Source organism: Algibacter sp. YIN40 (assembly GCF_057219435.1).
In genome coordinates this window covers 639,818-653,316 of sequence record NZ_JBXVVC010000002.1, presented here as the reverse complement: position 1 = coordinate 653,316, position 13,499 = coordinate 639,818, and the positions used below count along the sequence as shown (strand labels likewise).

The window sequence follows — 13,499 nt, the reverse complement described above, 5'->3', positions numbered from 1 at the left end:
CTATTTAAAATTGAAGGTTTTACCGTCTTCAGCTAATTCCACATGATCAAAAACTTCTTTAGCTTCTTCTTTAAAAGCATTTAAGCCATCGTAACGCGTTGAATAATGACCAAGTATTAATGTGCCTACATCAGCTTGTTTCGCAATACTAGCAGCTTCTTTGGCGGTAGAATGCTTCGTTTTTGGTCCTAGATGGGCATGTTTTTCTAAAAACGTAGATTCGTGATATAAAACATCTACATTTTTTATTATTGGGACGATACTTTCTTTATAAACAGTATCACTACAAAAAGCATAACTTTTTGGTTTCTTACCATCTTTGGTAACAAGCTCGTTCTTTATTAATTTTCCTTCCTCGTTTGTTACATCAAAACCTTGTTTGAGTTTTCTGTAATAGGCAACATTTATATTTGCTTCTTCAACGGCATTAATATCTAATTTACGGTCTTTAGGTTTCTCTTTAAACAAAAAACCATTTGTGTAGACCCTATGTTCTAAAGGAATGGTGTGAACTTCAACAGTATCGTTTTCAAAAATTAATTCTGATTCTGTAGAAGTAAGTTCATGAAATAAAAGGTTGTAATTAGTCCAGGAATCAGCGAGTTTCATTTGAAGCGTGACCACTTCTTTTATACCTTTTGGTCCATAAACATGTAAATCGGCTTCTCTAGTAAGCAATCTAAACGTAGAAATTAAACCTACCAAACCAAAAAAATGATCTCCATGTAAATGAGAAATAAATATATGCTTTATACGATTAAATTTTATTTTATGCCTCCGTAGCTGTACTTGAGTTCCTTCACCACAATCTATTAAAAACATGTGGTTACTAATTTCTAATACCTGAGATGTTGTGTTGTTTAAAGCTCTTGGTGTGGCACTATAGCAACCGAGTATTGATAATTTCATGTTATTTACTCGGTTTATAATTTAAATAATCATTTGCCGAAAATTTACTTTTAAAACTAAATGCAAAAGGAGTATCTCCATGAGCGTTTAGATAATCTAATCTATTTTTTGCATCTTGAAACGTTGGTTCATAACCAATTGGTACATACCAAAAGGCCATGTGCATCATTTTCATTTTAGAAAACCATTCTTTTTTACGTTTAAAAACTTCAATATGACCAGAATTATAAGTGTAATTAAATAGGGCTTCTAAGTCCATCCAAACAGACATATTAATAATTAAGGTCTCATCCTGAAAGACTTCAACTGCCTCATCTTTATCTTCATCTTGAAGACGCCAAATGAATCCTTCAGCTTTATCGGCAATAGCATTTATTCTGTCTAAGTTATTTACAAAATCTTGCATGATTGGGTCTTCCATAGGCGCCAATCGTTTTGCAATATTTACTTGTGCTAAATGAAAATTACCCATTTTAAAACCCTAAATCACGCTCCATTTCTTCCATTTCAATAACATCGTAAGCTTCTTGAATGCTAGGAACTACAACTATTTCATCTGGTACAACGTCTAAATCTACCTTATCTGAAACAATTACAAACGAATGCTTCGTATTTCGATGTGTGTTTGATAATTGAAGAAATTCAACGATATCTTCTAAACTTATTTTATTTAAGCTAGTGAGACTAATTATAATATTATCATTCTTAAATTTCGGATATAATGTTTGAATCTTTTTTACTAATTCAATTATAGTCGCCTTTTCTTGGGTAATGATTGAGACATTACCATTTTTATCTATTATCATACCTCTTGTTTTATTTTTGATGCTAGCAAATAAATAGCTGCCATTCTTATAGCAACACCATTTTGTACTTGATCTAGAATTATAGCTTGTTTTGAATCAGCAACATCACTCGTTATTTCAACACCTCTGTTAATTGGCCCAGGATGCATAATAGTAATTTCTTTATCTAAGGAATCCAATAAGTCTTTATTAACTCCAAACTGCTGTGTATATTCTCTAGTAGAAGGAAAATAACTTATTTCCATACGTTCGTTTTGAACTCTCAACATATTTGCAACATCGCACCAATTTAAAGCTTTACGCAAATTAGTTTCTACTTTAACCCCTAGTTTATCTATATATTTTGGCAATAAGGTTTTTGGACCGCATACCATAACTTCTGCACCTTGTAATTGTAGCGCGTAAATATTGGAAAGAGCGACTCTACTATGTAAAATATCGCCTACAATAACTACTTTTTTACCCTTTACCTCTCCTAGTTTTTCTCTAATAGAATAAGAGTCTAATAATGCTTGCGTTGGATGCTCATGAGCACCATCTCCTGCATTAATGATACTTGCATTAACATGTTTAGACAGAAAAACACCTGCTCCAGGATTAGGATGTCTCATAACAACCATATCTACTTTCATAGATAGAATATTATTTACGGTATCTATTAAGGTTTCCCCTTTTTTTACTGATGACTGAGCTGAGGAAAAGTTTATAACATCTGCCGAAAGGCGTTTCTCAGCTAATTCAAACGATAATTTAGTTCTTGTAGAGTTTTCGAAAAATAAATTGGCAATAGTAATATCTCTAAGTGAAGGTACTTTTTTAATTGGTCTATTGATTACTTCTTTAAAGTGGTCGGCTGTTTTAAAAATAAGTTCAATATCTTGTATGTTAAGATATTTTATTCCTAATAAGTGATTCACACTTAATTCGCTCATTGTAGCTCTTATTAGATATTTTTATTAATTTAATTAGGTTTCGACTGCGCTCAACCTGACAAGAGCTTCTATCTTCATGCTCCCGTCTTCAAACTTTAATTATTTTTCAATTAAGTAAACCGAATCTTCATCGTCATACTCTTTCCAATTTACTTTTACTTTTTCGTTATTAATAACATCTACCTGTCTCCCTCTGTAATCTGGTTGAATTGGCAAATGTCTACTAAAACGTCTATCTATTAAAGTTAATAATTCAATTTCATTTGGTCTTCCAAAAGACTGAATAGCTGTTAGCGCTGCTCTTATACTACGACCAGTATATAATACGTCATCTATAAAAATGATATTCTTATCTTCTACAATAAAATTAATTTCTGTTTTATTGGCTGCCAATGTTTTATCGCCTCGACGAAAATCATCTCTGTAAAATGTAATATCTAAATGTCCTAATTGAATGTTTTTAACCTTATAATGTTCTCTTAGTATTTTAGCTATTCTATCTGCTAAAAATACCCCACGAGGTTGTAAACCTATTAAAACCGTGTTAGAAAAATCGTTATGTTTTTCAATTAGTTGACAAGCCAATCGATGAAGAATGATGTTTACCTCTTTTGCGTTAAGTAAAACTTTTTGACTCATATACAATCCAAACGTATCTGGAGTACAAAGGTAATGCAAAAAATTAAAAATGTAGATGATAAATAATGATAATAAAAAAAGCCTTCAATTTCTTGAAGGCTTTTAATTTTGCAATGGATTATAAAAACTTATTTCTTACTTTTCTTACCGTCCATTTTATCTTTAAGAGCTTGTAGAGCATCATTGGCATCACCTAAAGTTGGTTTTGCTTCTGCTGCTGCAGTTGCCGCTTTTTTGGCCGCTGCTTTTACATTTTTAATCTCTTCAGCTTTAAATATTGCTGTATGAGACGCTACTACACGTTTAAACTCTTTGTTAAATTCAATGATTTTGAATTCTGCTTCTTCTCCTTTTTTAAGTTTATTACCATCTTCTTTTTCAAGATGACGTGATGGTATAAAGGCAACGATATCTTCGTTAAATGCTACAGTAGCACCTTTATCAACTATTTCAGAGATTGCTGCTTTATGAACAGTTTCTAAAGCGAACTCAGTTTCATACTTATCCCAAGGATTATCAGTTGTTTGTTTGTGACCTAAACTTAATTTACGTCCTTCTACATCTAATTCTAAGACAACAACGTCTAATTTATCACCTACGGCACAGAACTCACTTGGGTGCTTGATTTTCTTAGTCCAAGATAAATCTGAGATATAAATTAATCCGTCAATACCTTCTTCTAATTCAACAAATACACCAAAGTTTGTAAAGTTACGTACAATACCTGTGTGCTTAGAAGCTAATGGGTATTTACCTGTGATATCTGTCCATGGATCTGGCGTTAATTGCTTAATACCAAGAGACATTTTACGATCTTCTCTATCTAAAGTTAAGATAACTGCATCTACTTCATCTCCAACAGAAACAAAATCTTGAGCTGAACGTAAATGTGTAGACCAAGACATTTCAGAAACGTGAATTAATCCTTCAACACCATCAGCTACTTCAATAAACGCACCGTAATCTGCAATAACAACTACTTTACCTTTTACTTTATCACCAACTTTCACCTCTTCTGCAAGAGCTTCCCATGGGTGCTTAGATAATTGTTTAAGACCTAATTGGATTCTTGATTTATTTTCATCAAAATCAAGGATTACAACATTTAATTTCTGATCTAACTCAACAATCTCATTTGGATGATTGATTCTAGACCAAGATAAATCTGTAATATGAACTAATCCGTCAACCCCTCCAAGATCAATAAATACTCCATAAGAGGTAATGTTTTTAACAACACCTTCTAGTACTTGACCTTTTTCTAATTGACCAATAATTTCTTTCTTTTGTTCTTCAATATCAGCCTCAATAAGTGCTTTATGAGAAACTACTACGTTTTTAAATTCGTGGTTGATTTTTACAACTTTGAATTCCATAGTTTTATTTACGTACTGATCGTAATCTCTAATTGGTTTAACATCAATTTGAGAACCTGGTAAGAATGCTTCAATTCCAAAAACATCTACAATCATACCTCCTTTTGTTCTGCACTTAACAAAACCGTTTACAATTTCACCTGTATCATGAGCGCTATTTACACGATCCCATGCCTTAATTACTCTTGCTTTTCTGTGAGATAATACTAATTGTCCTGTTGCATCTTCACGAACATCAATTAATACTTCTACTTTGTCACCAACCGCTAAGTTAGGATTGTAACGAAATTCGTTTAAAGAAATAACGCCTTCAGATTTTGCATTGATGTCAATAATAGCATCACGATCTGTAATATGTATTACAGTTCCTTCTACTACTTCGTCATCTAAAGTGTCAACAAAATTTTCGGCTACTAGTTTTTCAAATTCTTGTAATTGCTTGTCGTCAACTTCATCAATACCTTCTTGGTAATTGTGCCAATTGAACTCTTTTAAGAATTTTTCTGGATTTGCTTGCGCCTCAGAGACTACTGGAGCTTCAACTGCTGTAGTTTCAGTTACTTCAACTTCAGCTTGTTTTTCGTTTTCAGCCATGTGCTGATTAAGATTTGTATTCTATTTATTTCGGAAGATTTAAGCAACTAATAAACAGAAGTGTTAAATAAATTTTTATGTTTCATTCCTTTTATCTTTCCGACTATCCGCTAAAAGGAGCGCAAAAATACATATTATTGAGGTAATTACCTAAAAATGAGAAAATAAATGATAAAATTAATTAATCCTTACTTATGGTGTAATGAGCCCATATAAATGATTGAAAAAAATGTGACTTTTTTAAGTTGTTAGTGTCTTAAAAAAAGATACCAAAAGTAAAGCCTTAATTTATTAAAAAAGATAAGAAATTTATTATCTTGTAAAACTCAAATTAATTTAAAACTCACAATTATGACAATGAAAGCAAAATACCAATCAGTATTAGAATTAGGAGAATCATTAAACATTCAAGACGGTAGTGTAACTGAAAAAAATGGTGTTCTAAAAGTAAAAGGAACTGCAAATACCCCATATGAAAAAAATATAATTTGGGACAAAATAAAAGAAATAGGTGGTGATAGTCCCTCTGATATTATGGCAAACATCGCGGTGGCTGATGACAGAGTTTATCACAGACATGTGGTTAATAGTGGCGAAACTTTAGGAAAAATAGCGAAACATTATTATGGTGATGCCATGAAATATAAAGAGATTTTTGCAGCAAACTCGGATATATTGAAGAACCCAGATTTAATTTATCCAGATCAAGAATTGATTATTCCGAATTTATAATAATAAAGAAACATTTAATAATAAAAAAAACGGCAATCTGCCGTTTTTTTATTCCATGTCCTCTATGGCCATTTTTGCTAATTGTAATATTTTTTCAAATTGATCTTGTAATGTCATATTGGAGTTATCTAATGCAATAGCATCCGCCGCTTTTACAAGAGGAGAATCTTCTCTATTAGAATCGATATAATCTCGCTCTTGAACATTTTTCAAAACGTCTTCATAAATAATATCGTCTCCTCGTTCTAAAAGCTCTTGGTAACGTCTTATTGCCCTTGTTTCATCTGAAGCAGTCATAAATAATTTAAGCTCAGCATCTGGAAATACAACTGTACCAATGTCTCGCCCATCCATAACGACGCCTTTATGCATTCCCATTTGTTGCTGTTGATCTACCAGTTTTTGTCTTACTTCTGAAATAGCAGCTACTTTGCTAACAAAGCTGGAGACATCGAGGGTTCGAATATCTTTCTCAATATTTTCATTATTCAAATAAACTTCAGCAAAACCTAGTTCTTTATTAAACTTAAAACTTATATCAACAAGTTTTAATTGAGATACTAAGCGTTCAACATCAAAATGATCTTTTCCAATAAAGCCATTTTTCATGGCAAAAAAAGTAACAGCGCGATACATAGCACCAGAATCGACATAAATATACCCTAGATGCTTGGCAATTTGCTTAGCTACAGTACTCTTTCCTGTGGAAGAGAACCCATCAATTGCTATGGTTATTTTGTTATTACTCATCGCGGATTTAAATCAATTTGCAATCCAAAAAAGTTCGAATTGGCTGCACTAGTATACTTAGCATGCGTATAACTAAAGCGCATTTTATTCATTTTTATCGAAATTCCTGCTGATAGTCCAGAAAAATTTCGTTGATCTATAATACGTAGCTCCTCACCTCTTCTAAAGTTATAACCAAGTCGAATATTAAATCCCCCTTCAGGAAATAATTCAGCTCCAAGGATGGTGTGTCGTATAACCTGCCCAAGAAAACCTATCTTCTCAGAAGTTTGGTTTCCTCCTAAATCACTAGTAACTCTTGCTGGATTAGGTCTTGCAATTGGCCAATCTTGTAGGTTTTCAAAAGTTACATGCCATCTTAATGGCACATGTTCTAATGTCTGCGACATTCCAAAAGCGATTTCAAAAGGTAATGGTTCGTTCAAGCCAGCATAAGTTGTAATTTGTGATCCTAGATTTCTAACTGCTAATGCTGCATTAAAATCTATATTTTCATTTATATACAATAAGCCTAAATCTACAGCAGCTCCAATAGAATTATATTGTTCTAATTTTGATGTTATTAATTTAGCATTCGCTCCAAAATAAAAATTAGAATACCCTAATTGCAAGGCATATCCAACTGATAGTGCAGCTTCGTTACCTGTAAATGTTCCTGTAGAATTTCCATCTTCATCATAACCATCGAAAGTACCATAGTTAATATAGGTAATTCCTGCATGAAACGTTTGTGTACGTCTATCAACAGTATATGCATACGACGCGGTTCCGTAACCAATATCTCCCAAATAACTCGTATAATTTAAGGCTAATTGATTGTCCATTTCTGGATTTATAGTAGCTGGGTTGAATAGAGCTTGAGTCACATCGTAATCTACATTTGTAAGGACCTTTCCTCCCAAAGCAGCTTGACGAGGAGAAGATACCAAATTTAAGAATTGATAGGTAGATTCGCCTCCTACTTGAGCATACAAGCAAACACTCAACAACAAATAAAAAATTATGATATTCTTTTTCAGCATATTTACGGCACAAAGAAAGTAAATCTATCTTAAAACGATGGCATGTCTCATTTATTTTAAAACACAAAAAAACCTCGGATTAATCCGAGGTTTTTAAATGTAATATCAAAATTTATAGTTTTTTAGCGTTCTTAACTTTTTGATCCGTTATAGCTAATTTTATAATATCACTCATATCTGTAACATAGTGGAATGTTAATCCTTTCAAATATTCCGGCTTAATTTCGTCAATATCTCGTCGGTTATCTTCACAAAGCAAAATTTCCTTAATCCTAGCACGTTTAGCTGCAAGAATTTTTTCTTTGATACCTCCTACTGGTAAAACCTTGCCTCTAAGTGTAATTTCACCTGTCATTGCTAAACTTTTCTTAACTTTTCGCTGTGTAAATAAAGACACTAATGATGTGAGCATAGTAACCCCTGCACTAGGACCATCTTTTGGGGTAGCTCCTTCTGGCACGTGAATATGAACATTGTACTTATCAAAAACTGCAGTATCTATTCCAAACTCATCAGCATTCGACTTTATGTATTCCATAGCAATAGTGGCAGATTCTTTCATTACCTTACCTAAGTTTCCAGTAATTGAAAGGGTACCTTTACCTTTTGATAAAATGGATTCAATAAATAAAATATCACCACCTACACGAGTCCAAGCTAAACCAGTTACGACACCTGCTACATTATTGTTTTCATATTTATCCCGCTCTAATTTTGGTCCTCCTAGAACTTCTATTATATCTTCATTGGATACTTTAATGTCGTAGTTTTCCTCCATAGCAATGTTTTTAGCCGCATAACGTACCATTTTCGCTATTTGCTTTTCAAGACCACGAACACCAGACTCTCGTGTATAACCTTCCACAATTTTTTCTAATTGTGGCTTACCAATCTTCAAGTTATCACTAGTTAAACCATGCTCTTTTAATTGTTTTGGTAACAAATGTCTCTTTCCTATTTCAACCTTTTCTTCAATGGTATAACCTGTTACATTAATAATTTCCATACGGTCACGTAAAGCTGGTTGAATTGTAGACAAACTGTTTGAAGTAGCTATAAACATAACTTTAGACAGGTCGTAACCCATTTCTAAAAAGTTATCATAAAACTCACTATTTTGCTCAGGATCCAATACTTCTAGCATAGCAGAAGAAGGATCTCCTTGATGTGAATTCGATAACTTATCAATTTCATCTAAAACAAAAACTGGATTCGACGTTCCCGCTTTTTTCAAACTTTGAATAATACGCCCAGGCATAGCACCTATGTAAGTTTTTCTATGTCCACGAATCTCTGCCTCATCTCGCAATCCACCTAAAGAAATGCGCACATATTCTCTACCCAAAGCCTCTGCTATAGATTTTCCTAAAGATGTTTTGCCAACACCTGGAGGCCCATATAAACACAAAATAGGGGATTTCATATCGTTGCGAAGTTTTAAAACCGCGAGATATTCAATGATCCTGCGCTTTACATCTTCCAAACCAAAATGATCTCGGTCTAATATTTTTTTGGCTCGTTTTAAATCAAACTTATCGGTGCTAAACTCATTCCATGGTAAATCTAAAAAAAGCTCCAAATAATTACGTTGAATAGAATATTCCGCCACCTGCGGGTTCATACGTTGCATTTTAGCAATTTCCTTTTCAAAATGCTTCGCTACATCTTTGTCCCATTGCTTTTCAGTAGCACGGGCTTTCATTTCTTCAATTTCTTCATCATGACTCACACCACCAAGTTCTTCTTGAATAGTTTTCATTTGTTGATGTAAGAAATACTCGCGTTGCTGCTGACTCATATCCATTTGAACTTTAGACTGGATATCATTCTTAAGTTCCAACTTCTGAAATTCAACATTCATAAACTTCAGGGTAGCTAAAGCACGTTCTTTCAAATCATTCATCTCAAGCAAAGATTGTTTCTCAGTAACTGAAAGATTCATGTTTGATGATACAAAGTTTACTAAAAACGAATTACTTTCTATGTTCTTAATAGCAAAAGAAGCCTCACTTGGAATATTAGGACTTTCTTTGATTATTTCTAATGCCAAATCTTTTATAGAATCGATAATTGCAGAAAACTCCTTATTATTTACAGCTGGTTTCGCCTCAGGAATATCTCTGATAGTGGCGTTCATGTAAGGCTCCTCTGTAAGCACTTCGGCAACTTTAAATCGCTTCTTACCTTGAATAATAACGGTTACATTGCCATCAGGCATTTTTAAAACGCGTAATATTCGAGCTACCGTACCAGTTTCATGAATTTCTTTTGCTGATGGATTTTCAACCGATTCATCTTTTTGAGCAACAACTCCAATTACTTTCCCCCCTTTATTTGCATCATTAATAAGTTTAATCGACTTATCACGTCCAGCGGTTATTGGAATAACAACACCAGGAAATAATACAGTATTCCTTAATGAAAGTATAGGCAAGGTTTCAGGTAACTTCTCATTATTAATAGCTTCTTCATCCTCTGGAGTCATTAATGGAATTAATTCTGAATTTTCATCAAACTCCTGTAATGACAAACTGTCAAGGGTCATAATATTAGATTTCTTCATATATACATTTCAGTCAATCTGTCATTAAAACAGAAATGATCATTTCTTATAATTCAAATTAAATAATTTAAAATATTGAATATCAGTAATTTGAATATAAATTAAGATACACAATACTACTATAAAGTCAATAGCTGTGCCATATAGAAATCTAGAAGTGTAAAGTTTATATTTTACCAGCTTTCTTTAAAACAAATAACAATAGAATTGGCAGTGCCAATAAGCCGATCATCAATAAATTAGTCTCAAACAACCATGGTGAAAGTATTAAAGTAATAACAAACCCACCAATGGCTCCTCCAAAATGTGCATCATGTCCTATATTTCCTGTCCTTTTTTTCATCCCATAAATTGAATAAAGCAAGTAACCAATTCCTAAAATATAACCTGGAATGCCCAAATCTATATCTCCAATCCTTGACGGTAAAAAAAGGAAATAATACTCTCTGTCTGGATTTAATAGTATGGCAGAATATAAAATACCTGTAACAGCACCACTAGCACCTACCGCGCTATAATGGTATTCGTCTTTATGAAAATATAATGACAATATGCTGCCTGCGACTAGGCTACCAATGTAAACTATAAAAAAACTGTATTGACCAATTTCGAATATCACTTGGCCAGAAAAAAGGTATAAAGCAAACATATTAAAAAATAAGTGAGCAGTATCTGCATGTAAAAAACCTGAACTAAGCATTCTAAATTGTTCACCTCTCCTAATACTTCCAATATTGAATTTATGCCTTTCGAAAAAACTGAAATCGTTAAAACCTTTATACGAAACAAATATGTTCGCCGCGATAATTATAATAGTAATTACTTCTAAATTGCCCATTGATTCGAAAGGTTTAAAGTCAAATAATATATATTTGCAAATCTAAAATTTATTCATGCAATTTCTAGTTTATATTCTTGTTTATCCATTTTTATGGTTAATTTCTATATTGCCTTTTAAATTGCTTTATCTATTTTCTGATTTTCTTTATCTTTTAGTTTATTCAATTGTAGGCTACAGAAAAAAAATAGTTTATGAAAATTTGAGATTGGTTTTTCCTGAAAAACCTGAAGCTGAGATTAAACGTATTTCAAAAAAATTCTACCATCACTTTTGTGATTTAATTGTAGAGTCTATTAAATCTTTAACTATTTCTGAAACAGAAATGAAAAAACGCTTCACATTTACTAATGTAGAATTAATTCAAAATCTAGAAAATAAACAGAGAAGCACAATTTTAATGTGTGCTCATTATGGGAATTTTGAATGGATTTTCATTCTTCAAACTTATGTTAATAGTAAAGGATATGGAGTATACAAACCATTAGCTAACAAATATTTTGATGCATTAATAAAGCGTAAAAGAGCCAAATATAATAGCTATTTAGTTAGCACAAAAGAAACAATTCCGTCACTTATTAGAGCAAAAAAAAACAACGAATTAACCATAAGTGGCTTTGTTGCAGACCAATCACCAAGATTGGATAAAGCCTTTTATTGGAATGAGTTTATGGGTGTTAATGTACCTGTGCATACGGGTGCAGAAATGCTTGCTAAAAAATTAGATATGCCCGTAGTGTTTTTTGGTGTTAATAAAGTAAAACGTGGGTTTTATGAAACAACGTTCGAAACAATAACTAACTCTCCAAAAGATTATAAGGATTATGAAATTACTGATAAGTACTTAAATTTGGTAGAAGCACAAATTCTTAATGCTCCGGAGTTTTATTTTTGGACTCATAAACGATGGAAGCATCGTAAAAAGCAGAGCTAATTTATAGCCGCTTCTTCAATTTCTATTATAAACTTATCTGCTAAAGCATCTGCTTCCTTTTGTGATTTGGCCTCTGTATAAATTCTAATAATAGGCTCTGTATTACTTTTTCGTAAATGAACCCAACTATCTGAAAAATCTATTTTTACACCATCGATAGTTGTTAAAATTTCATTTTTATACCGATTTTCCATCGTATTCAAAATACCATCAACATCTAAACCAAGTGTTAGCTCAATTTTCTTTTTACTCATAAAGTAATTAGGATATGTTTTACGAAGTTCGCTAACTCTCATTTTCTTATCTGCCAATAAACTTAAAAACAATGCAATACCAACAAGCGCATCACGACCGTAATGAGACTCTGGATAAATAATTCCACCATTGCCCTCTCCTCCTATCACCACCTTGTTTTTTTTCATCAAATTAACGACGTTAACCTCTCCTACCGCACTAGCTTCATAAGTGCCACCATGCTTTTCAGTTACATCACGAAGCGCTCTTGTAGAACTCATATTACTTACAGTGTTTCCTGGTGTTATGCTTAGTACATAATCTGCACAAGCAACCAAAGTATATTCCTCACCAAACATCTCACCATTTTCATCTACAAACGCTAAACGGTCTACATCTGGATCGACTACGATACCAAAATCTGCACGTTCTTTTACTACTTTCTCAGATAAATCTGTTAAATGCTCTTTAAGTGGCTCAGGGTTATGAGGAAAATGACCATTTGGGTCACAATATAACTTAATAACATCAACACCTAAACGCTCTAAAAGCAAGGGAATAATAACGCCTCCCGAAGAATTAACACCATCTACAACTACTTTAAATCTAGACTGTTCTATAGCCTTAACAGTAACTAATGGTAAATCTAATACTTCAATAATATGTAAATCGAAATATGCCTGATTTTTAGTTATTTTTCCTAAGCTATCAACATCTGAAAAAGACATCCTATCACTTTCTGCTATTTCTAAAATTTTAGCACCTTCTTCACCATTCAAAAATTCACCATCTTTATTTAGAAGTTTTAGTGCATTCCATTGCTTTGGATTATGGCTAGCAGTTAGGATAATTCCCCCATCAGCATGTTCCATAGGAACAGCCATTTCCACTGTAGGTGTGGTTGAAAGCCCTACATTTACAACATGGATTCCTTGACCAACCAATGTATTCATAACTAAATTCTGAACCATCTTACCTGAAATTCGAGCATCACGTCCAACGACTACTTTGTAATTTTCTTTTTGGCGTTGTTGTTTAACCCAAACACCGTAAGCTGCCGCAAACTTAACAACATCGATAGGTGTCAAATTATCCCCAACTTGACCGCCAATAGTGCCTCTAATTCCAGAAATTGATTTTATAAGTGTCATGAATAAAAGTTTTTATTAA

The 13,499-nt window shown here is 32.9% G+C and carries 13 protein-coding genes; 2 read left to right on the top strand and 11 right to left on the bottom strand.

Annotation, left to right across the window (positions count from 1 at the left end; all coding sequences use genetic code 11):
• The 6 genes from AC2D6V_RS10630 to rpsA all read right to left on the bottom strand — a co-directional run bounded on the left by AC2D6V_RS10630 (position 1) and on the right by rpsA (position 5,256).
• A complete protein-coding gene (locus AC2D6V_RS10630) occupies positions 1 to 909 on the bottom strand; it encodes a ribonuclease Z (RefSeq protein WP_484648128.1) in 909 nt (302 codons plus the stop codon).
• A gap of 1 nt (position 910) precedes the next feature.
• On the bottom strand, positions 911 to 1,381 hold the full coding sequence (locus AC2D6V_RS10625; protein ID WP_484648127.1) for a DUF3291 domain-containing protein: 471 nt from the start codon (positions 1,379 to 1,381) through the stop codon (positions 911 to 913).
• 1 nt (position 1,382) lies between these two features.
• The gene (locus AC2D6V_RS10620) at positions 1,383 to 1,715 is read right to left on the bottom strand and encodes a ribonuclease Z (protein WP_484648125.1); all 333 of its coding nucleotides are present in this window, start codon (positions 1,713 to 1,715) and stop codon (positions 1,383 to 1,385) included.
• A complete protein-coding gene (locus tag AC2D6V_RS10615) occupies positions 1,712 to 2,647 on the bottom strand; it encodes an aspartate carbamoyltransferase catalytic subunit (RefSeq protein WP_484648124.1) in 936 nt (311 codons plus the stop codon). Before AC2D6V_RS10615 ends, AC2D6V_RS10620 begins: the two co-directional genes overlap by 4 nt.
• A 99-nt stretch (positions 2,648 to 2,746) precedes the next feature.
• Entirely contained in the window at positions 2,747 to 3,286 is a 540-nt protein-coding gene (pyrR, locus tag AC2D6V_RS10610) for a bifunctional pyr operon transcriptional regulator/uracil phosphoribosyltransferase PyrR (RefSeq protein ID WP_484648194.1), read from the bottom strand.
• Positions 3,287 to 3,414: 128 nt separating this feature from the next.
• Positions 3,415 to 5,256: a 30S ribosomal protein S1 gene (gene rpsA / locus AC2D6V_RS10605; RefSeq protein WP_484648123.1), complete on the bottom strand. Its 1,842-nt coding sequence runs from the start codon at positions 5,254 to 5,256 to the stop codon at positions 3,415 to 3,417.
• A 351-nt stretch (positions 5,257 to 5,607) separates the two neighbouring features.
• Between rpsA and AC2D6V_RS10600 the strand changes: the two genes are divergently transcribed.
• The gene (locus AC2D6V_RS10600; protein WP_484648122.1) at positions 5,608 to 5,988 is read left to right on the top strand and encodes a LysM peptidoglycan-binding domain-containing protein; all 381 of its coding nucleotides are present in this window, start codon (positions 5,608 to 5,610) and stop codon (positions 5,986 to 5,988) included.
• 48 nt (positions 5,989 to 6,036) lie between these two features.
• Here the strand turns inward: AC2D6V_RS10600 and cmk are convergent, their stop codons facing one another.
• From cmk to AC2D6V_RS10580, 4 genes are all read right to left on the bottom strand, one after another.
• A complete protein-coding gene (gene cmk, locus AC2D6V_RS10595) occupies positions 6,037 to 6,738 on the bottom strand; it encodes a (d)CMP kinase (protein WP_484648121.1) in 702 nt (233 codons plus the stop codon).
• On the bottom strand, positions 6,735 to 7,760 hold the full coding sequence (gene porQ / locus AC2D6V_RS10590; RefSeq protein WP_484648120.1) for a type IX secretion system protein PorQ: 1,026 nt from the start codon (positions 7,758 to 7,760) through the stop codon (positions 6,735 to 6,737). The genes cmk and porQ overlap by 4 nt, the downstream gene beginning before the upstream one ends.
• Before the next feature lie 112 nt (positions 7,761 to 7,872).
• Complete coding sequence (gene lon, locus AC2D6V_RS10585) at positions 7,873 to 10,323, bottom strand: endopeptidase La (RefSeq protein WP_484648119.1); 2,451 nt, start codon at positions 10,321 to 10,323, stop codon at positions 7,873 to 7,875.
• A 166-nt stretch (positions 10,324 to 10,489) separates the two neighbouring features.
• A complete protein-coding gene (locus AC2D6V_RS10580; protein WP_484648118.1) occupies positions 10,490 to 11,161 on the bottom strand; it encodes a rhomboid family intramembrane serine protease in 672 nt (223 codons plus the stop codon).
• Positions 11,162 to 11,216: 55 nt separating this feature from the next.
• Here AC2D6V_RS10580 and AC2D6V_RS10575 point away from each other — a divergent pair, with 55 nt between their 5' ends.
• Complete coding sequence (locus tag AC2D6V_RS10575; protein ID WP_484648117.1) at positions 11,217 to 12,095, top strand: lysophospholipid acyltransferase family protein; 879 nt, start codon at positions 11,217 to 11,219, stop codon at positions 12,093 to 12,095.
• On the opposite strand, the gene glmM is transcribed toward AC2D6V_RS10575, so the two are convergent.
• Positions 12,092 to 13,480 carry a phosphoglucosamine mutase gene (gene glmM / locus AC2D6V_RS10570; RefSeq protein WP_484648116.1) on the bottom strand — a complete coding sequence of 463 codons (1,389 nt, stop codon included), beginning with the start codon at positions 13,478 to 13,480 and terminating at the stop codon, positions 12,092 to 12,094. The two genes, AC2D6V_RS10575 and glmM, sit on opposite strands and share 4 nt — an antisense overlap.
• Positions 13,481 to 13,499 lie beyond the last annotated feature (19 nt).